Here is a 22,472-nt window from a genome sequence, read left to right as displayed (position 1 = left end):
GCACCAACTTAAGCTTGTTTTTCAAACGACTGAATAATCCCTTTTACGACTTCTGTTGATTTTTCCATTGCATCTACAGAGATGAACTCATACTTCCCATGATAGTTTTCTCCACCAGTAAATACGTTTGGTGTAGGCATTCCCATATAGGAAAGCTGAGAGCCATCTGTTCCCCCACGTACTGGAATAATAAGTGGTTCGATGCCTAATGCAATCATCACATCTTTTGCTACATTAACAATTTCCATAACAGGCGAAATTTTTTCACCCATATTGTAGTATTGATCGTTTAACTCTACAGAAATAGCATGTTCTCCGTATTCTGCTTTTATTTTCTCAGCTGTATCAAGGAATAATTGTTTTTTAGCTTCGAATTTTCCCCGGTCATGGTCACGAATTATATAGCTAAGCTCAGTTTTTTCTGTGTCTCCTGTAATATTCATCAAGTGTATAAAGCCTTCGTATCCTTCTGTTTTTTCAGGGACAGCATCTGATAGCATATGAGATTGGAATTTCGTAGCCATCGTAATGGAGTTCACCATTTTGTCTTTGGCAGAACCTGGGTGAACACTTTTCCCGTTTGTGACAACTTTGGCACCAGCTGCGTTAAAGCTTTCAAATTGTAATTCTCCTAATGGACCGCCATCCATTGTATAGGCAAATTTTGCTCCAAATTTTTCTACATCAAATTTATGTGGACCTCGTCCGATTTCCTCGTCTGGTGTGAAAGCAACACGAATTTTCCCGTGTTTTACTTCTGGATTTTGGATGAAATATTCCATTGCCGTCATAATGATGGCAATTCCTGCTTTATCGTCCGCGCCAAGAAGCGTAGTACCATCTGTAGTCAACAAAGTGTGACCAACATAATTTTTTAATTCAGGAAAGTCTTGAACCGTCATGATTGTCTTTTCGTTTAGGGTAATATCTTGTCCGTCATAGCTGTCGATTCGTTGTGGGTTTACATTTTTCCCCGTATAATCTGTAGCGGTATCTACATGTGCTAAGAAGCCAATCGTTGGCATCTCTTTGTCTGTATTAGCAGGTAAAGTTGCGAAAAGGTATCCATTTTCATCTAATGTAATTTCCTCTAAGCCAACTTTAGCTAATTCTTTCTGTAGTTCATGGAGTAAGTCCCATTGTCCATCAGTGGTTGGGCACGTTGTACTTGACGCATCTGATTGTGTATCTATTTTTGCATAGCGAACTAGTCGCTCGATTAAAGTCTCTTTCATGAGAATAAATCTCCTTTCGATTTGTAAAGCTTGCTCTTATCTTAACAGATTCTTTCGACTTACGGAATAATGAATACTAAGAGCGAACATGAATTGAGCACCGTAATAAGAAATCATGATAAGAGCATGTGAGAAAGGAACATCTACGATAAATTTATTAATAGCGAGAGTTGAATCCGAAAAGATAAATAGAATAGCCCCGATAATCACATACTTATTGGCAGTTTGGAAAGCGTTCCATCCCATTGCCAGAATAACTACAATGTAAATAATAACTGCAAAAGCTAATACGGTATCTCCTTGAGACCATAGTGTTCCAGCTAGCAAAATAACCATGGAGAATCCGTATACAAGTAGTAAGGCGATAGCCCACTTCGGAATAGATGTTTGTTTGATCTGTTTAAACGCAAAGATATACCAAATATGCCCGATTAAAAAGGTTATAAGTCCGACAATAAACCAATAGATTAATCCATCAGCAAGCATGCATACAGTGAGTCCGATTAATATAAGTGTTTTGTACTTTTTAGATTCTCCTACTGGTTGTAGAAACGCAAACAATATTATAAGCAACATCGGTATAAGTTTGAAAATAATCTTTGTTGACACAGGATCACTTGGTATGAAAAATATATAAATAATACCCATAACCCCAATTAAAACTCCAATTATTTTACCCCACATAAAAAACACTCCCCTTTCCTTTAAATTCGGTACTGGAGGTTAAACTTCCTTCACATTGTATGCGAATTTCAAAGAAAAAAACAGGCCTGATATCAATATAAGCAAAAAACCAGTCACCGATTGAATATCAGTAACTGGTGGTATTCAGTTAATATTGAAATAGGTCTACCTAGCTTGTTAAATTTATTAGTAAGCAGTCCAGCCCGCGTCAGCAGCTATAATTTGCCCATTTACGAAGCTTGACTCGTCAGAACCTAAGAATACTGCAAGTTGCGCAATTTCTTCCGGTTGACCAACACGTGGCATTGTCCCGCTACCTGTTTGCTGACGACCCATACCGAATTCGGAAAGGCTAGTCATAGAAGATTGAATATTAGTCATTACGCCACCTGGAGCAATTCCATTACAACGAATTCCTGAGTTAGCGTACATATAAGCTGTATTTTTAGTTAAACCTGAAACTGCATGTTTAGAAGCTGTGTAGGCTGCACCAGCTCGAGCCCCACGTAATCCGCCTGCAGAAATGTTGTTAACGAATACTCCATGTCCTTGTTCTAAGAAGATGTTAGTTGCGATACGCATTGCACGCATGACGCCTGTAGTATTTACTGCGAATAAACGATCCCATTTTTCATCCGAAATTTCACCGACAGGCTCCATTCCATCCATAATACCTGCGTTGTTTACTAAAATATCTAATTTACCAAACGCTGCCTTTGTTTCAGCAAATAAGTTTTCTAAGTCAGCTAGCTCTGCCACGTTTGCACGGTTAGCAATTGCTTCACCGCCAGCAGCTTTAATAGCCGCAGCAACAGTTTCTGCACCTTCCAAATCGTAGTCAGAAACAACCACTTTTGCACCTTGTTTTGCATAAGCCTCAGCGATAGATTTCCCCATCCCAGAAGCCGCGCCTGTAATGATAGCTACTTTGTCTTGTAATCTCATTTTTATTTCCTCCTCATATGTTATCATACAGTTGTACAATAACAGTATAGTTTGAAATGAAAACGTATTCAATCAACAGTTTTTACAGTTATTGTATAATATTGAACAGTTATCGATATAAGTGTTCAATTAGGGAGTGATATTATTGAAAGTAAAAGATTTAAGAGTCGTGAAGACTAAGAAAGCTATCTACCAAGCTTTAACTAAACTATTAAAAGATAAGCTTCTAACAGACATCAACGTTTCTGAGCTTTGTCGAGAAGCAAGTATAAATAGAGGAACATTTTACTTTCACTATGAAGAAGTCGGAGATGTGTTTAAGGAGTTTTTTGAAGAGGTGATTGTAGATCTAGAAGAATCATACAAAGAGCCATACAAATATATTTCTGCACTACAAGTACAAACTTTAGATTATAAAAACATAGATCCAAAAACAGTTCGTATTTTTCATCATGTCAAAAAGTATGAAGATTTTTATCGAATTATTTTATCGGATAACGTATCGACAACATACTATTATATGTTTTTTGATGCAATCCGTTCGAATTTCATAGAGGACAGCAAAATCGGAGAGTATGATGAGTCTAAAAAATTCGTATATTCCTTTATGACAAATGCAATCATTGGATTAATAATTGAATGGTATCGGACTAATTTTGAAGAATCCGTTGATGACATGAATATTCATTTAGTCGAAACATTGAATGTCATAACTAGAAGCTAGAGAATATTATTTATAAAGATAGCATTTGAGCGGAAACTTTGCAGAACTAATTAAATATACAGATACTTCATGAAGAGGGCATCAAGCTTTCATGGAATTTATTGGTCGCTTAGGTCATACCTTCTTAACAGGAGGGATTATATGTTAATAAGGATACTGATTATAGCTGGAATATTTATGCTTGGAGTAGTTTCATTTAGCTTGTTGGAGAAGCCTTTAGAAGCTGATACTGCTGTTGCGAATAAGGAGGAGCCAAAACCTTTATCTACTAAAGAACGTGAACAAACTTTTACTACATTGAATAAGGTAACTGAAAAAATTCATGAGAAATACGAGCAGTTGGAATTTGGTGTAAGTTCGAACTCGAAGATAGAATTGAGGGTACAAGTTAAAGAGAATGAGGAATATTTTCATACAGTAAAAAATGATATAGAGTCTATTGCAAAAAGTGTAATTAAATCATCCATATTAAAAGACTATACAGTTGTTGTAGAGAGAATGGATTTAGCTTTCATTAACGAAGAAGTTGAAAATATAAACAAAGAACTTGTACACTTAACATCAACTTTAATGGAAGGGCTTAAAGATTACGACGTATTCGGCAATATAAATGCTGAGTATCAAAAATCCATTACCATACAAACTTCCATAAAAAGTTCCGATAAGGATGCACATACGTTAGTAATGGAGATGGAAGAGGCGGCAAATGAAATATTACTTTCTAACGAACTAAACTCGATATCTCATATTGACTCTTATGAAATAAAAATATTGAATGTCAAAGGGGAAGTAGTAAATTAGTCACCTTATAAGGCTAAACAATATTGGCACCCCCTATTATTAAGCTAAGCAGTTGTACTCATTAAATATCTGAAACCTTCGTCATACATAATCGTATTAAATAGCAAGGGGGGATAACTTGAAATACTTATTATTTGGAATGCTACTATCTTTACTAGGTGTTTTAGTGGCTATTGTGATATGGAATATTGAAATGGTTACTACTATTACAAGTGGAATTGGGTTTTTCTTAATTGCGATATCATTCATTTTTTCGGGTGTATTAGTAAGTGGAGATAGAATGAGAGCTAACCTAGCAACTGAATCTGTTGAAGATAGAAATCAAAGAAATAATGTTAGTTTTCGTTCAGCATTAATGGCAATTCCAAGTTTTGTAGTGGCAATTTTGTTTTATTTTTTATTAAAATAACAGGTGAATTTCTGTATTCGATTGGAAAAATTAGCTAAAGGACGTATGCAGGTAGAGATTGTTTAGATTGGGGTGGTCCATATAATTATAAGAAAGCTTGTTTCGGCGGTAATGGCTTGTGTATTGGTTATGTTAATTTATTTCCTCATAGAACAGACTGGTTTTGTAATTATTATGGGTATGTATCTATTACCAATTCTATTGATTTATGGAGTGCCAGCATCTATTCTCTCTGATTTCGTCACAAAAAAACTAAGAGTATCTCATAGAGGAAGTTTGGCATTGTTAATTCACTTATCCCTTGCTGCTTTATTTGTTTTGATCCCAATCTTATTTTCAGAATGGGAAAGGGATTTGCTACTTTCAAATTTCAGGAGTTTATTTGGTAACTTTTATTTCATTACCTCCCTACTAGCTTCAAGTCTCTTTTGGTGTATAGATGAGTTTCTTAGGTCTAAGGCAGCCAAATATTTGCACCAGGAGATTCTAATGTCAAAAAGAGCTAAGGATCTATGTGAAAAGATTGGGGATTTGAGAATTTAGTGAGTTTAGTAGCTCATTTACTACTAATCCTTGTTGAATTCAGGGAAGAAGTACAGAAGATAAAAGTAAACAAAAAAACTCATCCAAGAAGATGAGTTTTTATTATTATAAATGTCTAGACTAATTACGTACAGTTTTTAAAGCTTTTGTCCAAGGAATAACTTGGTCAAGCATTTGGTTGACTGAATCAGCTTGAACTGCAGCTGGTTTGAAATCTGTACCGTTTTCGAAGTCTGTAAATAATGATAAAGCCGGATGAACACGTACATGTGCTACTTGCAATTCAGATAAAACTCCACGTAAATGTTCTGTTGCTCGAGCTCCACCTACAGAACCGTAAGATACGATACCTGCTGCTTTGTTGTTCCATTCTTCACGTAGATAATCTAATGCATTTTTAAGTGCTCCAGTGATTGAGTGATTGTATTCTTGAACGATGAATACAAAACCGTCTTGTTTTGCAACCGCTGCTGACCAAGCTGCTGCACCGGATGCGTCTCCGCCTGTTTCACCTAACAGTGGTAATTTAAAATCTGCAATATCGATAATTTCATATTCTGCGTCTCCACGCTTGTCCGCTAGTTCTTTTACCCATGCTCCAACTTGTGGACTAACGCGTCCTTCACGTGTACTTCCTAAAACAATACCAATTTTCATCATGTTATTTCCTCCTGTTTGCTCATCATTTGAATTTGATCCGAATATTTTTTTCATAAAGCTCATGTTATTCCCTCTAATCAATATTTATTTTTTTGTGACAGTTTTTCATCAAGTGATAAATTAATCGGATCAGCTAAGACAAAATAGACACCGATTCCTAAGAAAACTAATTCTAATTCGTATCCAGCTGATACACCATCGCCTAATAATCCTAATGATAGTTTCGCTGAGAAAATTGCTCCTAGCATTATTACCGCAAATAGAGCCCCAATGATACGTGTTCCAAACCCAATTATTAATAATAATCCACCGACTAATTCAATAATTGCAATTCCGTATGCTAGAGATCCTGGTAAACCAAGAGAATCAAAATATCCAACAGTATTTGAAATCCCCCCTTGGAATTTTGCTATGCCGTGTATTAAGAACATAAGTCCAAACACGACACGTAAAATAAGTGTTGCAAGTTGTTGCTTCTTCATAATAAAAATCCTCCATATAAGTTACTTAACGTAACTTAATATAATATAGTTATTAACTAAACACAATATATTTGATTACTAAAAGTAATGTAAGAGATAAAAAAATGAGTTTCTGCTTATATATCAGAATCTCATCAAGTAAGAAAGCTATAGAAATGTAAGGAATATCAAAGAAAAACAAGCATCCTAATGAATGCTTGTTCTAAATACTATTCTTTCCAAGGTGGATAGAAAGTTACGTAAGTTCCTGCTATAAAATCATGAATTGCTCGTTTATCTTCACGAATGCCAACCATAAAGGCACTAACAATAACACCAATGCCAAATGTTAACGCGTAAATAAGACCAGCGATTAATTGTCGTTTAATCATTGTCCAAAAACTAACATCAGTCTCATCTAAGTTCACAATACGAATCCCAAGAATTCTCTTACCTACAGTGTATCCAGTCCAAACGACAGGTAGCAATATGAAATATATATACGACCCAATAGTAGTAAACCATGTATCACTTTCCCCAAATATAAGATAACTAATAATGGCTAGCGGCGCCGCCATGATAATGCCATCGAATAAACTAGCACCAAATCTTATCCAAAAACCAGCTGGATTCAAATTCTCCAACTCCTTTCAATACCTATAATGCAGAGTCATCCACACTATTTAAATACTCCTCAATTGAACCAATGACTGATTCTACACAACCATCCTCAAATGGAGAGATTAAATTCGCTTCTGCTACTAATTTAGTAAATGATTTCGATCCTCCAAGTTGGCAAAGATATAAATAATCCTTCCAAGCAGCTTCGTGATCCTCTCTTGAGCGTTTCCAAAATTGGAATGCACATATTTGAGCAAGTGTGTAGTCGATATAATAGAATGGACTAGCATAAATATGTGCTTGACGTTGCCAGAACCCACCAGCTTCGTAATAACTATTTCCATCGTAATCAAGATGAGGTAAATAAATTTCCTCTATCTTCTTCCAAGTAGCCTTACGCTCAGCGGGAGTCATCTCCGGATTTTCATAAACAGCATGTTGGAATTCATCCACTGCGACTCCGTAGGGTAGGAAAAGAAGACCGCTACTTAAATGGGCAAACTTATATTTGTCGGTTTGCTCTTTAAAGAATAATTCCATCCAAGGCCATGTAAAGAATTCCATACTCATCGAATGGATCTCACAGGACTCAAAAGTCGGCCAAACATACTCTGGGATACCTATGTTACGACTTGTATATACTTGGAAAGCATGACCTGCTTCATGCGTTAATACATCAATATCTCCTGATGTTCCATTGAAATTAGAGAAGATATATGGAGATTCATAGTTATCGATGAATGTACAATAACCACCAGCTTCTTTCCCTTTTTTCGCAACTAAATCCATCAAATCACGATCAATCATAAACTGGAAGAACTCAGCTGTTTCAGGAGAGAGCTCCTCGTACATTTTCTTGCCGTTTTCTACAATCCACTCCGGAGAACCTTGTGGTGTTGCGTTCCCACTTAAGAAGTTAAAAGGCTCATCATAATACTTCAGACTGTCTACGCCTATGCGTTTTGCTTGTCGCTCATAAAGCTTAGTCGCCACAGGAACGATAAAATCACGGACCTGATCACGGAATTTTTTTACCATCTCCGCATTGTAATCAATACGGTTCATACGAATATAGCCCAGTTCTACAAAGTTCTTGTATCCAAGTATCGTTGCGATTTCATGACGTACTTTTACTAGTTCATCATAAATTTCATCAAATCTAGCTTCATTTCCATGGAAAAAACCACTACTAGTCTCTTTCGCTTTTTTACGAGTATCGCGATCAGTTGATTCGGCATATGGCCCAAGTTGTGCAAGTGTTAGTGTCTCTCCATTAAATTCTACTTGTGCAGAGGCAACTAACTTTGAGTAGTCTGATGCAAGCTTGTTTTCTTTTTGCATAAGAGAAATGATTTCAGGGGAAAATGCTTTAATCTGGTAATCTGCCAAATCAAAAAGCTGGTTGCCCCATTTATCTTCTAATTCAGCTCGAAACGGAGATTCAACCAATGCTTTGTAATATTCCGTAATCATTTCTTCTATTTCAGGATTTGTTTCATCAAAATAATCACGCTCTTTTTGATAGAACTCATCATTCGTATCAATAGACGCACGAATATAAACTAAGTTTGCGTGTGTAGAATAATCATTGCGAAATGCATTGATATTCTCAATTGCTTCATTTTGTTCTTCTACTGAAGAGGCTTCCTGAAATTTTGTTAATAACCCCTGAAATGTAGATTTGTCTTGCTCTAAATTTGGCCGTTTATACTCATAATCCTTGAATGTAACCATTGTAATTCCCCTCTCTATCGTTTCGATTTCCGAAACGTCGTATTTATATTGTTTCTTATTTTCAGATAAATAGCAACCACATATTTACATATTGATAATATACAAACGTTATTATATAATGTTTGTATATTAATAAACAAAGATTGGTTGTGTTTGTATATGGAAGTGTCGGAATTACTTTGGAATGCCTCTTCAGAACAGTTAAAGTCAGGTTATGTTGAAGAAGACGAAATGTATGTATGTATTATGTGCGGATTTAAAGTTGAAAAGGGATTCATTTATCCAAAGAATAATATGTTATATGAAGCAGGAAAATTCATGAAGCATCATATTGAAACGGAGCATGACTCTGTTTTTCAATATCTAATAGGGCTTAACAAAAAATTTACTGGCTTAACCGATCATCAAAATAGCCTATTACGCCTCTTTTATGAGGGTAAAAGTGATGCAGAAATACAAACAGAGCTAGGAATTGGAAGCTCTTCTACGATTCGAAATCATCGTTTCGTATTAAAGGAAAAGGAGCGACAAGCAAAAGTGTTTTTAGCGATGATGGAATTGTTAAAGGCACAAGATAATCATGCGCCGACATTTTTACCGCTTCATAAGACTGCAACGATGGTGGACGATCGGTATAACATCACGCAAGAAGAACAAAAAGATATCGAAAGTAAATTCTTCCCAGATGGAATAGATGGACCTCTTATGAAATTTCCTAGGAAAGAAAAGCAAAAACTAGCAACCTTAAGAGTTCTGATCCAAAGATTTGAAAAAGGAAAAACCTACACAGAGAAAGAAATAAATCATGTACTAAAGAATGCTTATGAGGATTTCGTAACATTAAGACGTTACTTAATAGAGTATGGATTTTTGGACAGACAAGACGATGGTAGTGCGTATTGGGTGAAAAACTAAATAGAAGGATGGAATATAAATGGATCGCAAAAAAGAATTAAAACAAGAATATAAAGAAATTAAAATCGAGGGCGGAATTTACGTCATCACAAACAAACGAAACGGTAAAAAGTATGTAGCTTCTACACCTAATTTTAAAACGTTGAATGGAGTTAAATTTACATTAGAAAACGGACTCCATTCAAATAAAAATCTGCAAAAGGACTGGACTCAGTTCGGCAAAGATAATTTTGACATAGAGCATATGGAGATTATTAAAAAAGAGGAAACTGAAAGTAGAGTAGGCAAAAAAGAATTAGAAAAGTTATTGGAGAAATGGTTAGAAAAGCTACAACCTTACGGTGAAAAAGGATATCATAGCTAAAATGAATTTTATGGATTAGTAAAAAGATGGGTATCAAGAAAGTAACGCAATAATTACTTGATACCCATCTATTTGTAATAATCAATTCCCTAAAATATACGCCTTTAACAACGCAGCACGTTCTCGGGTACGAACCTTGAATTCGACAACTTTTGGCGTTTTAGCAGCCACTACGTCCGACTCCCAACCTAGCTTGCTAGCTAGTATTTTGGCACGTTGTAAATGGTAGTCGCTTGTAATAAGCGTGACGGAGTCAATATCACTAGGTAATAATTCTTGAGATAACAATAGATTTTCATAAGTCGAAGTGGATTTATTTTCTAAAATGAGCCTACTTTCATCTATTCCATTCTCCAACAGAAAATCTCTCATTACGACAGCCTCTTCGATATCTTCATCATGTCCTTGTCCACCTGAAAGCACGAATTTTACATGGGGGTATTTTTGGGCGTAGGCAAGAGCCGTATCCAATCTATACTGTAAAGAAAGGGAGGGAATATTCCCTTTTTTCACTTTGGCACCAAGCACAATAGCATATTGATTGGTGCCATCTGCTTTTGGATTTTGACCACTCTCAAGCCAATTACTCGTGAGAACCCATATCCCAATTCCACTAGAAACAATCACTACTAATGGGATAAGCACGATCCACCTCATTTTCTTCTTCATGATATTCACTCATTTCATACAGATGGTTTCTTCTTACTTAAGAAAGTGGAGATTCTCATCTCTTCTTGACTCATTAAACGACGGAAGTTTTCGATATGTAAAACAACGGCCATCAAAAATAGAAACCCGGCAATAGCCATTGGTCCTACTCCTTCCGCAAACCAAATAGAAGCCCCGAGAAAAACAAAGTAAAAAACAAACACGCCAATTAATAAATAGTCCGTTAATAATGCAGTTCCTATTAATAATATAAGTCCGATTAAACCAAGCGGCCAGCTAAGAGCAAGTAGTACTCCAATAAGGGTTGCGGTGCCTTTTCCACCTTTAAATTTAGTATAAAGAGGGAAATTATGACCAAGTATTACAGCAGCACTAGCACCATAAAGAAGTATATCCTGGTCAACCGATGAAAAGTCCGCGTACTGTAGAATCCAGAAACGCGTCCCGATTACGATTAAAACTCCTTTTAAAATATCAATAATTGCAACTAATACACCGTATTTTGCTCCTAAAACAACTGCGGCATTTGAAGCGCCAGAATTCTTTAAACCTTCTTTTTTTATATTCACGCCACTAAGAGACTGCGCTATTTTAGAACCATGAATGGATCCTATTAGATAACTAATAACAAGTATAGTAATCATTGGAACAATCATTTTCTCACCTCCAACTAACTTCAATATATTAAACGAAAGAAAAGTTAAGAAGTTTCAGAATTTTAACGAGGATAGTTTTTTAATTATTCAAAAAGGTGTTGACAAACAGATTGGTAAAATTCTATACTGTGTAACAAGATGGAAAACTAAATTTTATACTCTTATCAAGAGTGGCGGAGGGAATAGGCCCTACGATGCCCGGCAACCGACAAGTTCTCAACTTGGAAAGGTGCTAAATCCTACAAATTCTAAACGAATTTGGAAGATAAGAGGAGGAACATGCGAAATCGCACCCTCTTCTTAATTGAAGAGGGTTTTTTGTTTGTTCTAATCCTCTCACGCCTCCATAAGTGTCCATCTAAACTACATTCTAGGAGGAATTCAAATGACAAATCTTCAAAAAGAAACACTACTTTTACACGGTGGCCAACAACCAGATCCAGTGACAGGTTCACGAGCAGTCCCTATTCACAAGACAACATCGTTCGTATTCAAAAATACAGAGCATGCGCAAAATCTATTTGCTCTTGCGGAAACAGGTAATATTTATTCCCGTATTACGAATCCAACTGTGGATGTTTTTGAACAACGAATTGCATTATTAGAAGGTGGAACAGCGGCGGTTGCATTTTCTTCTGGGATGGCAGCTATCGCATTTTCTATTTTAAACATTGCAGGAGCAGGGGATGAAATCATTGCTGCTGAAAATTTATACGGTGGTACATTCAATTTATTTGCTCATACATTGCCGAGATATGGTATTACAGTGAAGTTTGTAGATTCTACAGATCCAGAAAATTTCCGAGCAGCTGTAACTGATAAAACAAAAGCATTTTTTGGTGAAATTATCGGAAACCCAAGCTTAAATGTTCTAGATGTAGAAAACGTGGCGGCCATTGCTAACGAAGTAGGGGTTCCACTATTAGTTGATAGCACATTTGCTACTCCATATGGTTCAAATCCGATTCAAAACGGTGCACATGTGGTAATTCACTCGGCAACTAAGTGGATTGGCGGTCATGGTACTACTATTGGTGGAGTAGTGGTAGATGGAGGAAACTTTAATTGGGATTCAGAGAAATTCCCTGGATTCACACAGCCAGATGTGACTTATCATGGTTTAAGATACGGAATAGATGTTCCGAACGTAGCATTCGCAGTGAAATTACGCGTTCAATTACTTCGTGATTTTGGTCCAACTTTAAGTCCTGAAGCTGCTTTCTCGTTTTTACAAGGATTAGAAACACTTCATCTACGTATACCAAAGCACAATGAAAATGCACAGAAAATCGCAGAGTACTTAGAAAGTAACGAAGAAGTGACTTGGGTTAACTACTTAGGTTTAGAAAGTCACCCTTCTCATGAGCTTGCAAAAAAATACTTACAAAATGGTTTTGGTTCCATCCTAACTTTCGGAGTAAAAGGTGGTAAAGAAGCAGGTCGCAATATTATAGATAATATTGAAATTTGGTCGCATGTAGCAAACGTTGGCGATGCTAAATCACTAATAATCCACCCAGCATCTACTACACATCAGCAGTTAACTCCAGAGGACTTAGTGAAATCAGGTGTTACGGAAGACTTAATACGCCTCTCAGTTGGTCTTGAGGCAGTCGAAGATTTAAAGGCTGCACTCGAAAAAGTACTCGTGGGGGAAACAAGTGTCCTCTCTAGATAGAATTTTATTGATAATTGAGTAATAATGGGCTACAATATGTAAAATAGTTCTTCGTATATTATTGCGATTAGGAATTTTACTAATAGTAGCAAAATTGGAACTCAATTGTGTGAATTCATTTGGAGGAGATAGCATGGCGACGATAAAAGCAGCAATCCTAGGTTTCGGAACAGTCGGGCAAGGGATTTACCACATTGTAAACGAAAAAAGAGAAGATCTTAAAAAATCTTTAGGATTAGACTTAGAAATTAGTGCTATTCTCGTAAACAACGTTGGAAAAGAAAGAATGGTTACACCAGGTGTTTTAGTTACGGATAACTTCGAGGATATTATTAATATTCCTGGGCTTCAAGTAGTATTCGAGGCAATTGTAAATGAGGAACCAGCATATAACTACCTATGTAGAGCGATTGATAAAGGCTGTCACGTAATCACAGCAAATAAAGTGATGTTCTCCAAGTATAGTATTCCATTGCATGAACGTGCGAAGTCTCGTGGAGTATTTATAGGATATGAAGCAACTACGGCGGGTGGAGTTCCTGTTATTAAGACATTGAAAAACTTATTACAAGTTAACTCAGTAAAAAGAATTCAAGGTATCTTGAACGGTACATCGAACTACATTTTGACACAAATGAGACAGGAAGAAAGTCAATTTGATGATGCATTAAAAGAGGCGCAGGACCTTGGTTATGCTGAAGCAGATCCATATAATGACGTATCTGGGCAAGATGCATTCCGCAAACTAATGATTTTAAGTGCATTAGCATTTAAAAAACAGCCGAATTGGAACGATGTTCGAGTAGTTGGTATTGACGAAATCTCATTAGAAGACGTCCGTAAAGCGAAGGAACAGGGACTACGTTACCGTCATGTAGCAGCAATAGAGCAAGACGAAAATGGAGAACTATACGCTTCGGTTGGCCCGCAACTTGTAGGACCAGATCATCCCCTATACTCAATAGAGGGAGTAAACAATGCGGTTGCACTAGATACAAATTATATTGGGACATTAACATTAGTCGGTCCAGGCGCAGGCATGTATCCAACGGCAAGTGTAATGGTAGAGGATTACGCAGAAATAATCGGCAAAAGAGCAGGATTCTTTATTACGATATAAAAATGCGTAAGCGCATATGTTTTGGAAGACAGTCTAAGGCGACAACGTATGGAAACGACTCTAGGGGCTAGGCGCTGAAGCTGGACAATATAGAAATACGACAGCGACTTATATTGTTTAATAAAAAAGGACATTCTCCTCATTTGGAGAGCGTCCTTTTCCTTTGTATTAATCTTCGTCCTTTACGTCAATATCATCTGGAATCGGAGTATTTCTCCATTCGTCGATTTGTCGCTTTAAGTCCTCAATCTGCAATAAGTGTGTTTCAAATTGGGCGCTATTTACGTAATACTCTTCACCATCAAAAATGGCACGAATCTTCTTCTCTGAAATATATCGTTTTACTTGATCAATAGGCATTGATAAATAATTCGCAGTTACTTCTACTGTCATATACATGTAAAATGCCTCCTATCCTCATTAGTATAAGATACGATTGGTGGTAACTCAATATGTGCTATATTGGAAGTTAGATGATGTGGAAAGGTAGGGAGAAAAATTGACCGTATTACCATACATATTTGTTCTACTTGGTGCTATTTTGTGGGGGACAACAGGCACTGCACAAACATTCTTACCAGACAGTGCACACCCATTTATCATTAGTGCTGGACGATCTGCAACAGGGGGATTATTCCTTCTACTCATTATGGTTTTATTAAAAAAAATTAAATTCCGTTCATGGCCTTGGAAACAAACACTCTATGCCGCTATTTGTATTTCATTGTTTCAGCTCTTATTCTTTTCATCGGTGCGTTTGACAGGGGTAGCGATAGCGAGTGTGGTTGCTATCGGAAGTGCTCCAGTATTTTCTGGGTTGATTGAATGGATATTTTTAAAGATGCGCCCTACGAAAATTTGGGGAATCTCCACTGGACTAGCCATTATTGGGTGTATGTTTTTATTTGTTACAAAAGGTGAAGTGAGCATTAATCCATTAGGGATTTTGTATTCCTTAGTCGCTGGTGTTATTTTTGCATTATATACAATGACAAGTAAATCTATGTTGCAAAAAGAAGAGGCAATGTCAGTAGTTGCAATGACCTTCTCGCTTAGCGCGTTATTGTTAACCCCTTTCTTTTTTATATTTGACGTAAGTTGGTTGAAGGATGCTGGAAACATAGGAATCATATTTTATCTAGGCATAGCAACAACTAGCATTGCTTATGTATTATACGGTTGGGGGCTTCGTAAAATCCCTGCTTCTTCCGCGCTTACTTTATCATTGGCAGAGCCGACAACCGCTGCCTTACTTGGGGTTGTTGTGGTGGGGGAAATTCTTAGTGCAACATCTTGGGTAGGGATAGGTTTATTACTTGGGAGTATTGCTATTTTAACTTTTAGTGGTAAAGCCGCTATCGAAAAAATTGAAAAAGAAGGTAAAGTAACTGTTTAATAGAACTTATTAAATACAAAAGGCTGTTTCGAGATAAATCGGAGCAGCCTTTCTTGTACATAAAAATTGTTTTTAACATTTGAAAACGTGATGTCAGTGAGTATCGTCTATTAGTTAAAGGTAAGGTTAGGGGAGAGTGAGATGAATCGTTTTATGGCAGGGCAACAATTTCATCAGGTTATGCAAGAGCATACGGATTATTTATTAAAACTTACCTATTTATATATAAAAGATTGGTCGGCTGCTGAGGATATTGTACAGGATGTCTTTTTAACCTATTATCAAAAATCTGAGCAATTTGAGGAGAGGTCCTCATTAAAAACTTATTTAGCAAGAATTACGATTAACAAATGTAAAGATTACTTAAAAAGTTGGCGATATCGTAAGCAAGTGTTAACGAATAACTTTATACATCCTGCCATAAAGAGTAGAAATCGAATCATAGAAGAGGATGAAAAACTAGAACTTGCAGATGCAGTGTTACAACTACAAGTAAAGTATCGAGAAGTTACTATCTATTATTACTTTGAAGAATTATCCGTTTTAGAGATTTCTCAACTACTGTCAATCCCAGACAATACAGTCAAGACAAGGCTCAGAAAAGCGCGAGCACTTTTAAAGGTTCACTTGAAAGAGGATGATTGGGAGGTGCTAATCCATGAATGAAATTAAAAAACAACTGCTCACCAAAATGGGTGATACATCAGAACGAGTGCATCGGGTTCAACGGCAGGTTAACTTGAAAAAATCTAATAAACCTACCGTAAATAAGGAACGATGGGCGTACTATGGAATATTCGTTACATTTATCGGGTTACTCGCATTTAGCGTATATTTATTACCCTACAAATTAACAGATGAAAATGTTCAACTAACAGAACCAGGATTAGTCGTCCCAACAGAAGACGAGGACACTGAAATCGTCTTAGAAAAAGGAGATTATTTCGAGGAATTAAAAAAATATCTTCCTCCTCATGGTGCAGAAGCTGTATTTTTAGGTGGTTACGAAAATGGTGGGAGCACTACTCAAACATATTGGTTAGGTGATCATTATGTCCAACAGGTTATTAGTACTGATGGTGGAAGTGTAGAACGTATTTATCGCTTGAAGGGGAATCAGATTGAGGTTGTTTATGAAGAGATGGTAGCTGATGGATCAGGTCGATTGCAATGGTCAAGTGAGGAATTGAACAGACTTCCCGAAGGAGAGCTTTTTTTAGAAGCTCCTTTGGAAATAGGAGATGAGTATGGTGACTGGACTGTTGTGAATACTTCAGGACAGGTGACCACGGCTTATGGTGAATTTACAAATGTATTGATACTCGAAAGCATAAAGGATGATTATCGGATGAGAGGATACTATGCCCCAGGTTTTGGTGAAGTGATATTAGAAGGAGCTTCTTTGAACAAGGAAAGCGGTGAATACGAACCGATGATTACCACCGACTTAGTTACATTTACATTAACGGGAGAAAAAGTAGATTTAATAACCCCTGCTCATTTTGAAGTGAAAATTGAAAAAGATTTTAAACCTTCTTTTCATACTCCCTGGCAGCCTTCACCAAGTGGCAACCAGCAAGTAACAATTGAAGGAAAAGGCGAACAGGCAGGGGAAGAAGGAGAAGGAATATTAGTTATAGAAAACTTGAACACAGACAAATTTACTATTTTTAAATTGAAAGACAATAAGGAAAGTCAATATACTCCTAAGAAAGTAGAGTGGGTTGATGATGAGAGATTGTTCGTCATTATAGGCTATGCACATGGAATGGTAACAGTGGGTGGGAAGCTATATATGCTAGACATTAAAGATAATATCGTGACTCCCGTTATTACAGACCTATCACTGAGAGAAGAGATTATGTCTGTTAAAGTTAACAGAGATGGTACATTCACTTATAAGAAACATGTGTATGATACGGATATTATGGAACAGAGTGAAAGCCATGTAGAGGAAGGGATACTTCCTATTCCCGGATTAAAGTAGGTGAAATTACTTCCATAATAATTATTAGATTGAAACCTTTTGAAAATACTTCCGTAAAAATAGTAGCGTAGTTTTTGCAGTCATATTAGTATCACAAAAGTTTAAATCTGCTGCCATATGCTTTTGGTTGGTTTAGTTATTTATAAAGGGGTAGTAAAAGAAAAACGTATAGGGTGCAAATTAATCTTGAGGGGTGACTACCATCGTTGAAATAATCTTTTATTTTCTACTATTTATACCGTTAAACGCAGTACTGATTTGGAGTTATTTCTATCCCGAAGAAAGTTTGTTGTTCGGAAAACGTTGGATGTACAAGGAAGAGCCTGAATTATCGGAAGGTGCAATTCGATACACAAAAGTTGCATCTTTAATTAGTCTGGTAGTGATAGCCTTAATTTTCCTTATCTCAATAGTTATCTATGTTAAAGGATAGCTTATGTGAATAATTGCTATCTATAGGTGAGAATGATAACTGAATTACATCAAAAAAGGAGGGCATGACTTGAGTCATGCCCTCCTAAAGTGCTAATCTTTGTTCTTTATACCGTCTAGCTTTCTAGAAATCTCTCTCAAAAGCACATTGCGTTCATTACTAGATTTAACTAGCGATATTACAAACCAAATAATAAAGGCCCAAAAAACCAAGAATATAAGTATGGGAATAAGGGCAATTAAATTACTCATATAGTGCTCTCCTCCTTTATCTAAAACTATAGCATAATTAGAAAAAATTGGTTATTCTCCGTGTTTTAAAAACCCAAAGCACTACGAACATCCGTAATATAAGACTGACTTACAGGTAACTCAGTGCCGTCCAGTAACTGTACTAATAAATTAGAAGAAAAATCGCGTACAATCCGGTCGATATACGAAATATTTATAATATAAGAGCGATGGATACGTATAAAGTTATCTGGTAGTCGTAGTTGTAAATCCTTCAAGGGGATACTTGTTTTATACGGTTCCTTATTAGCATAGAACCAGGTCTTTTTTTGAAGACTTTCTATATGAGACACTTTTTCGATTGGAATAGGTTTCCACTCATCCTCTTGCTTCCCAGTCAAAAACTTATATGGAGATGTAATTGGTACTGCATGATGAGGGGGGAGTATAACAACTAGTGCAGCTTTCTCACCATTAATCTCTATAGGATAACCAATTCCGTAATAAGGTACTTGAAATAATGTGTCCATCAGAACAGCTTCTGTTCTACATCCGTTTTGTAAAACTAGATCAGCAATACTATTAGGTTGTATTTTTTGTCCCTTTTTTATATGAAGATCATGTCCCCTTGCTTGATAATATATATACTGATCCCCGGCTGCTATAGCAATAGAAGCCTCTTTCGGAACCGTGTTTGCTGCGAGTACAAGAATCATAGCGGTCGTTCCCTGTATAAAATAATACATATAGTTACGTCCGAAAATCTCAGAAGCCATCTGTGAAGGGATATTCAGCATTCCCACTTTTAGCATTTAGTCTTTCTAACGACAAATATATTCCTAGTATGTTTAAAATGAGAGGAGATAGATTAGGTTATTCTAATGGAATCATTACTTTAGGGATTACTTCCATTCTTCTCATTATTGTATTTCAAGGGCAAACCGAACAACTTATCCCTCTATATGCTGTCGGGGTATTTATACCATTTACCTTATCTCAGACTGGTATGTTGGTTAAATGGATGAGAGAAAAGCCGAAGGGGTGGGTCATCAAATTATTAACTAATTTTGTTGGGGCTTTCATCAGTTTTGCAGTAATGATGATATTCTTTATTACAAAGTTTGGGAAGGTTTGGATGGTACTAATTTTTTTACCTTTACTTATTTTGGGTTTTCATAAAATTAAAAAACACTATGTTGCCGTAGGTGAACAATTAAGCATATCTACCTCTGAACCTGCATTAACAATTAAAGGGAATGTTATTATTGTTCCAGTAGCAGGTATTACAAATGTAGTAGAAAACTCATTAAACTACGCAAAATCACTTAATCCGGCTCAAATTATTGCAGTACATGTGACTTTCGAGAGAAAAGATGAACGTATTTTTGAAGAAAAGTGGAATAAATGGCAGCCCAACATTCGACTGGTAATATTACATTCCCAATATAGAAGTATTATTCAACCTTTAGCAAAATTCATCAGTTCTGTGGAGTATAAAGCGAATGAATCAGACTATCGTGTAACTGTCTTGATTCCTCAATTTATTCCTAAAAAGGGGTGGCATAATATTCTTCACAACCAATCGAGTTTATTAATCAGGGCCATCTTACTTTACCGTAGAGATGTAGTGGTGACTACAGTTCCTTATCACTTTAAGAAATAATTTTTTCCTCACAAGTATTTACTGGATAAGTAGAGAGAGGTGTGGATGAAATGACAAAATAGGATAAGCAATTTGCTGTCATTGGATTGGGTCGGTCTGGAGGTAGCATTTGCCGAGAATTACATATGCGAGGCTTTCATATATCTCCATATAATACGGTTGTAGTTTTACTCAGTATTACAGGTCCTTCTAATAAAAAAGCTTCTCTGTGTTAAACACAGAGAAGTAATTCTTACCCTTTTACAGGACTAAATTCATGAACCCATACAGTCATATGAGGTAACCAGGGCATACCAGGATGATAAGACAGAATTGACTGTTTATAATCTTCTACTGATTCAAAGCCTTCTTGTTTTGCATGTGCATCTGTCAAATCACCAAGTGTTTGAACATATACTCGGTCTACAACGAAGGAATGTCCTTGGAGCTCCATCATTTCGCCTACATCTGCATAGCGACCATTACGTCGTGTAGCAGTTTTTTTTCCTTGTAATACTAAAACAACATCTGATTCCATTGTTACTAATCTTTCAACGGAACAAGTCTTTGGAGGTAAATTTGTTTCTTCGTGATTTGTCATCTGCAGTCCACCTTGTTTAAAATTTTACTACTTCTAACAAGTGTACATGTATAACAACTTGCAGACTATGGTTAGAATAGCACTTTTTTAGTTATTAGGATTAGTGTAGACCTTATCTCGCGTGAATGGGTCCGTCACCACTATATGTGCAAGTTCAACTGGAGAATTACCTTCTTCTTCAAAATATATTTCCTCTAAATCTGGAAAGTTTTCAAAATAAGAACGAACAATTGTCCCAATGAATATATTTTCCCCTGCACTTCCTTGTACATTATCTAATCCACTATCCATATTCAAGAAGAGCTCCGTGTTATTGTTCTCCAAACGATAATCAATTAACCCTACCTCAAGCACCATAATTTCTTCGAATATTTGAGGGACTAAATCCTCGGTAGGATCAATAGTTACTTCATATGGTTCAACAAATTCCGCATTTGCGTCTCCTCTATAGACAGTAATTGTTTCATTACTTTCTCCCGCTATTTCATTTCCCATCCATTCATATGCTTCCTCTTGTTTCTGCTCACTCAATTCTTCCGCAGTTGACCAAGCTACAAGCTTGTAAGAACCAGCAGGTACTCCTACCAATTCTGTTTGTAAATCAAGAAGTATAACAATTTCTTCGTTAGGTTGGAGCACTTTTTCAGAAATTTTCAGGATAAATACTTTATTAGCAGAATAAGTGAATACGATATTATCTTCCTCGTCTAAAAGCTGGTATTCTATTTCCTGGCCACTTGGATACGTTAAAGTGGTTTCTTCTGCTGTTTCATTTTTTATCGTAAATGAAGCATTACCATCCTCTTTAACTTCTAATTTAGTTGTGACATTTTTATCTTCCTGAGGTTCTGGATCGTTTCCCGTAGTAGTATCTGAATTATTTGTTCCGCAACTTGCGAGCATTAAAATAATGAAGATGGAAAATGCACTCCAGATTACTTTTTTCAACTTAATCACTCCTTTACATCATTAGACAGTTCAACACGCAGAAAGTTACATTTTAGCAAAATCCTTTTTCTTAAGAATTTCTTCATATTTTCCCTACTGGAATGTTAAGGAATGAGGGGTACAATAAGTAACATAAGAGCGATAAGGATATAAAAACCGCACCGAGCGGGCCGAGGAGGTAAGTAAATGACAGAGTTTACAGTACTTGTAACAGATGATGACCAAGATATTCGAGATGGTATCGAAATTTATTTGAAAAATGAAGGCTATCGGGTTTTAAAAGCTGCAGATGGGCTAGAAGCATTGCAGTTAATAGAAGAAAACGAAGTTCACGTCATCGTGTTAGATATAATGATGCCGAAAATGGATGGAATATCCGCAACATTTAAAATTAGAGAGCAAAAAAATATCCCGATTATTATGCTAAGTGCAAAAGCAGAGGACTCCGATAAAATTCACGGGCTATCTGTTGGCGCAGATGATTATGTGACGAAGCCTTTTCATCCGATGGAATTGGTCGCACGTGTGAAGTCACAGCTGAGAAGATATACGAAGTTAGGGAACTATCAAGGGCAGCAGCAAGTGATTGAAATCGATGGACTAATTTTGAATAAAGAGGCGAAGGACCTTTCTGTAGAGGGGGAGTCTGTTAAACTAACGCCAATTGAATTTAAAATTACAGAGCTACTGATGGCTAATGCGGGACGCGTTTTTTCCATCAATGAAATATACGAACGAGTTTGGAAAGAACCAGCCTATAACGCGGAAAATATAGTAGCCGTTCATATCCGAAAAATTCGAGAAAAAATAGAAACAGATCCTAAAAATCCTAGATATTTAAAGGTGGTGTGGGGAGTTGGCTATAAAATCGACAAGTAAAATGAGTTTTCTTTTATCCATAGTAGCAATTGTCTGTGGAACACTATGTTTGTTTTATTGTATAACCAACTTAGTACCTTTAGTAGAAATCAGAGAGAATTTTGCAGAAATCATCCGAAATATGAAAGGGGGAGTAG

Annotated in this window: 25 protein-coding genes, 1 pseudogene and 1 riboswitch; of the genes and pseudogenes, 13 read left to right on the top strand and 13 right to left on the bottom strand. The window is 36.4% G+C overall.

Going from position 1 to position 22,472, the window contains the following annotated elements:
- Positions 1-8: 8 nt before the first annotated feature.
- From pepT to LDK52_RS03740, 3 genes are all read right to left on the bottom strand, one after another.
- Positions 9-1,235, bottom strand: coding sequence for a peptidase T (gene pepT / locus LDK52_RS03750; protein WP_277584611.1), 1,227 nt, complete (start codon positions 1,233-1,235; stop codon positions 9-11).
- A 36-nt stretch (positions 1,236-1,271) separates the two neighbouring features.
- Complete coding sequence (locus tag LDK52_RS03745) at positions 1,272-1,919, bottom strand: lysoplasmalogenase (RefSeq protein ID WP_277584610.1); 648 nt, start codon at positions 1,917-1,919, stop codon at positions 1,272-1,274.
- 186 nt (positions 1,920-2,105) lie between these two features.
- Positions 2,106-2,864, bottom strand: coding sequence for an SDR family oxidoreductase (locus LDK52_RS03740; RefSeq protein WP_277584609.1), 759 nt, complete (start codon positions 2,862-2,864; stop codon positions 2,106-2,108).
- A gap of 145 nt (positions 2,865-3,009) precedes the next feature.
- On the opposite strand from LDK52_RS03740, the gene LDK52_RS03735 reads away from it, so the two are divergent.
- From LDK52_RS03735 to LDK52_RS03725, 3 genes are all read left to right on the top strand, one after another.
- On the top strand, positions 3,010-3,588 hold the full coding sequence (locus LDK52_RS03735) for a TetR/AcrR family transcriptional regulator (RefSeq protein WP_277584608.1): 579 nt from the start codon (positions 3,010-3,012) through the stop codon (positions 3,586-3,588).
- 141 nt (positions 3,589-3,729) lie between these two features.
- Positions 3,730-4,389: a hypothetical protein gene (locus LDK52_RS03730; RefSeq protein ID WP_277584607.1), complete on the top strand. Its 660-nt coding sequence runs from the start codon at positions 3,730-3,732 to the stop codon at positions 4,387-4,389.
- A 118-nt stretch (positions 4,390-4,507) separates the two neighbouring features.
- Positions 4,508-4,798, top strand: coding sequence for a DUF5316 domain-containing protein (locus tag LDK52_RS03725; RefSeq protein WP_277584606.1), 291 nt, complete (start codon positions 4,508-4,510; stop codon positions 4,796-4,798).
- Positions 4,799-5,461: 663 nt separating this feature from the next.
- Here LDK52_RS03725 and LDK52_RS03720 read toward each other — a convergent pair.
- The 4 genes from LDK52_RS03720 to LDK52_RS03705 form a co-directional block, all read right to left on the bottom strand.
- On the bottom strand, positions 5,462-6,064 hold the full coding sequence (locus LDK52_RS03720) for an NADPH-dependent FMN reductase (protein ID WP_277584605.1): 603 nt from the start codon (positions 6,062-6,064) through the stop codon (positions 5,462-5,464).
- A gap of 14 nt (positions 6,065-6,078) precedes the next feature.
- A complete protein-coding gene (locus LDK52_RS03715; protein ID WP_277584604.1) occupies positions 6,079-6,483 on the bottom strand; it encodes a DoxX family protein in 405 nt (134 codons plus the stop codon).
- Positions 6,484-6,692: 209 nt separating this feature from the next.
- Positions 6,693-7,106 (bottom strand): RDD family protein, encoded by a 414-nt coding sequence (locus tag LDK52_RS03710; protein ID WP_277584603.1) that lies wholly within the window; start codon positions 7,104-7,106, stop codon positions 6,693-6,695.
- Between the two features lie 13 nt (positions 7,107-7,119).
- Complete coding sequence (locus LDK52_RS03705; protein ID WP_277584602.1) at positions 7,120-8,817, bottom strand: M3 family oligoendopeptidase; 1,698 nt, start codon at positions 8,815-8,817, stop codon at positions 7,120-7,122.
- 159 nt (positions 8,818-8,976) lie between these two features.
- Between LDK52_RS03705 and LDK52_RS03700 the strand changes: the two genes are divergently transcribed.
- Together LDK52_RS03700 and LDK52_RS03695 are read left to right on the top strand one after the other, a co-directional pair.
- Positions 8,977-9,732: a DUF2087 domain-containing protein gene (locus tag LDK52_RS03700; protein ID WP_277584601.1), complete on the top strand. Its 756-nt coding sequence runs from the start codon at positions 8,977-8,979 to the stop codon at positions 9,730-9,732.
- 19 nt (positions 9,733-9,751) lie between these two features.
- Positions 9,752-10,096 carry a GIY-YIG nuclease family protein gene (locus tag LDK52_RS03695; protein ID WP_277584600.1) on the top strand — a complete coding sequence of 115 codons (345 nt, stop codon included), beginning with the start codon at positions 9,752-9,754 and terminating at the stop codon, positions 10,094-10,096.
- A gap of 81 nt (positions 10,097-10,177) precedes the next feature.
- Here the strand turns inward: LDK52_RS03695 and LDK52_RS03690 are convergent, their stop codons facing one another.
- The gene (locus LDK52_RS03690; protein ID WP_277584599.1) at positions 10,178-10,765 is read right to left on the bottom strand and encodes a YdcF family protein; all 588 of its coding nucleotides are present in this window, start codon (positions 10,763-10,765) and stop codon (positions 10,178-10,180) included.
- Positions 10,766-10,779: 14 nt separating this feature from the next.
- The gene (locus tag LDK52_RS03685; RefSeq protein ID WP_277584598.1) at positions 10,780-11,421 is read right to left on the bottom strand and encodes a glycerol-3-phosphate acyltransferase; all 642 of its coding nucleotides are present in this window, start codon (positions 11,419-11,421) and stop codon (positions 10,780-10,782) included.
- Between the two features lie 158 nt (positions 11,422-11,579).
- Positions 11,580-11,693, top strand: a riboswitch (SAM riboswitch).
- Positions 11,694-11,806: 113 nt separating this feature from the next.
- On the opposite strand from LDK52_RS03685, the gene LDK52_RS03680 reads away from it, so the two are divergent.
- A complete protein-coding gene (locus LDK52_RS03680) occupies positions 11,807-13,099 on the top strand; it encodes an O-acetylhomoserine aminocarboxypropyltransferase/cysteine synthase family protein (RefSeq protein WP_277584597.1) in 1,293 nt (430 codons plus the stop codon).
- Between the two features lie 133 nt (positions 13,100-13,232).
- Positions 13,233-14,219 (top strand): homoserine dehydrogenase, encoded by a 987-nt coding sequence (locus LDK52_RS03675; protein ID WP_277584596.1) that lies wholly within the window; start codon positions 13,233-13,235, stop codon positions 14,217-14,219.
- A 168-nt stretch (positions 14,220-14,387) separates the two neighbouring features.
- Here LDK52_RS03675 and LDK52_RS03670 read toward each other — a convergent pair whose 3' ends face one another.
- The gene (locus LDK52_RS03670) at positions 14,388-14,618 is read right to left on the bottom strand and encodes a MerR family transcriptional regulator (RefSeq protein ID WP_277584595.1); all 231 of its coding nucleotides are present in this window, start codon (positions 14,616-14,618) and stop codon (positions 14,388-14,390) included.
- A 100-nt stretch (positions 14,619-14,718) separates the two neighbouring features.
- Here LDK52_RS03670 and LDK52_RS03665 point away from each other — a divergent pair, with 100 nt between their 5' ends.
- The 4 genes from LDK52_RS03665 to LDK52_RS20195 all read left to right on the top strand — a co-directional run bounded on the left by LDK52_RS03665 (position 14,719) and on the right by LDK52_RS20195 (position 18,035).
- On the top strand, positions 14,719-15,615 hold the full coding sequence (locus LDK52_RS03665; RefSeq protein ID WP_277584594.1) for a DMT family transporter: 897 nt from the start codon (positions 14,719-14,721) through the stop codon (positions 15,613-15,615).
- A 141-nt stretch (positions 15,616-15,756) separates the two neighbouring features.
- The gene (locus LDK52_RS03660; protein ID WP_277584593.1) at positions 15,757-16,281 is read left to right on the top strand and encodes a sigma-70 family RNA polymerase sigma factor; all 525 of its coding nucleotides are present in this window, start codon (positions 15,757-15,759) and stop codon (positions 16,279-16,281) included.
- Complete coding sequence (locus LDK52_RS03655) at positions 16,274-17,602, top strand: DUF4652 domain-containing protein (protein ID WP_277584592.1); 1,329 nt, start codon at positions 16,274-16,276, stop codon at positions 17,600-17,602. Before LDK52_RS03660 ends, LDK52_RS03655 begins: the two co-directional genes overlap by 8 nt.
- 193 nt (positions 17,603-17,795) lie before the next feature.
- A complete protein-coding gene (locus LDK52_RS20195) occupies positions 17,796-18,035 on the top strand; it encodes a DUF6199 family natural product biosynthesis protein (RefSeq protein ID WP_479687884.1) in 240 nt (79 codons plus the stop codon).
- A gap of 316 nt (positions 18,036-18,351) precedes the next feature.
- Here LDK52_RS20195 and LDK52_RS03650 read toward each other — a convergent pair whose 3' ends face one another.
- Complete coding sequence (locus LDK52_RS03650) at positions 18,352-18,978, bottom strand: LytTR family transcriptional regulator DNA-binding domain-containing protein (protein ID WP_407081779.1); 627 nt, start codon at positions 18,976-18,978, stop codon at positions 18,352-18,354.
- Positions 18,979-19,049: 71 nt separating this feature from the next.
- On the opposite strand from LDK52_RS03650, the pseudogene LDK52_RS03645 reads away from it, so the two are divergent.
- Positions 19,050-19,928, top strand: a pseudogene (locus tag LDK52_RS03645) (amino acid permease); the annotation flags it as partial.
- Positions 19,929-20,160: 232 nt separating this feature from the next.
- On the opposite strand, the gene LDK52_RS03640 reads toward LDK52_RS03645, so the two are convergent.
- Positions 20,161-20,508, bottom strand: coding sequence for an ASCH domain-containing protein (locus LDK52_RS03640; protein ID WP_277584590.1), 348 nt, complete (start codon positions 20,506-20,508; stop codon positions 20,161-20,163).
- An 87-nt stretch (positions 20,509-20,595) separates the two neighbouring features.
- Entirely contained in the window at positions 20,596-21,456 is an 861-nt protein-coding gene (locus LDK52_RS03635; RefSeq protein WP_277584589.1) for a BsuPI-related putative proteinase inhibitor, read from the bottom strand.
- Between the two features lie 186 nt (positions 21,457-21,642).
- Between LDK52_RS03635 and LDK52_RS03630 the strand changes: the two genes are divergently transcribed.
- On the top strand, positions 21,643-22,335 hold the full coding sequence (locus LDK52_RS03630; protein ID WP_277584588.1) for a response regulator transcription factor: 693 nt from the start codon (positions 21,643-21,645) through the stop codon (positions 22,333-22,335).
- Positions 22,336-22,472: the final 137 nt, after the last annotated feature.

Origin of the sequence: Psychrobacillus antarcticus, from assembly GCF_029533155.1 — a bacterium.
GTDB lineage: Bacteria > Bacillota > Bacilli > Bacillales_A > Planococcaceae > Psychrobacillus > Psychrobacillus antarcticus.
Note: the sequence above shows the minus strand (reverse complement) of the source record. Positions and strands in the feature narration are given on the sequence as shown.

Coding starts and splice junctions, on each gene's coding strand:
- LDK52_RS03670 (WP_277584595.1), bottom strand. CDS start 14,618: ATGTATATGACAGTAGAAGTAACTGCGAATTATTTATCAATGCCTATT.
- LDK52_RS03630 (WP_277584588.1), top strand. CDS start 21,643: ATGACAGAGTTTACAGTACTTGTAACAGATGATGACCAAGATATTCGA.
- LDK52_RS03745 (WP_277584610.1), bottom strand. CDS start 1,919: ATGTGGGGTAAAATAATTGGAGTTTTAATTGGGGTTATGGGTATTATT.
- LDK52_RS03685 (WP_277584598.1), bottom strand. CDS start 11,421: ATGATTGTTCCAATGATTACTATACTTGTTATTAGTTATCTAATAGGA.
- LDK52_RS03680 (WP_277584597.1), top strand. CDS start 11,807: ATGACAAATCTTCAAAAAGAAACACTACTTTTACACGGTGGCCAACAA.
- LDK52_RS03655 (WP_277584592.1), top strand. CDS start 16,274: ATGAATGAAATTAAAAAACAACTGCTCACCAAAATGGGTGATACATCA.
- LDK52_RS03715 (WP_277584604.1), bottom strand. CDS start 6,483: ATGAAGAAGCAACAACTTGCAACACTTATTTTACGTGTCGTGTTTGGA.
- LDK52_RS03700 (WP_277584601.1), top strand. CDS start 8,977: ATGGAAGTGTCGGAATTACTTTGGAATGCCTCTTCAGAACAGTTAAAG.
- LDK52_RS03740 (WP_277584609.1), bottom strand. CDS start 2,864: ATGAGATTACAAGACAAAGTAGCTATCATTACAGGCGCGGCTTCTGGG.
- LDK52_RS03695 (WP_277584600.1), top strand. CDS start 9,752: ATGGATCGCAAAAAAGAATTAAAACAAGAATATAAAGAAATTAAAATC.
- LDK52_RS03690 (WP_277584599.1), bottom strand. CDS start 10,765: ATGAAGAAGAAAATGAGGTGGATCGTGCTTATCCCATTAGTAGTGATT.
- LDK52_RS03660 (WP_277584593.1), top strand. CDS start 15,757: ATGAATCGTTTTATGGCAGGGCAACAATTTCATCAGGTTATGCAAGAG.
- LDK52_RS03720 (WP_277584605.1), bottom strand. CDS start 6,064: ATGAGCTTTATGAAAAAAATATTCGGATCAAATTCAAATGATGAGCAA.
- pepT (WP_277584611.1), bottom strand. CDS start 1,235: ATGAAAGAGACTTTAATCGAGCGACTAGTTCGCTATGCAAAAATAGAT.
- LDK52_RS03675 (WP_277584596.1), top strand. CDS start 13,233: ATGGCGACGATAAAAGCAGCAATCCTAGGTTTCGGAACAGTCGGGCAA.
- LDK52_RS03730 (WP_277584607.1), top strand. CDS start 3,730: ATGTTAATAAGGATACTGATTATAGCTGGAATATTTATGCTTGGAGTA.
- LDK52_RS03640 (WP_277584590.1), bottom strand. CDS start 20,508: ATGACAAATCACGAAGAAACAAATTTACCTCCAAAGACTTGTTCCGTT.
- LDK52_RS03705 (WP_277584602.1), bottom strand. CDS start 8,817: ATGGTTACATTCAAGGATTATGAGTATAAACGGCCAAATTTAGAGCAA.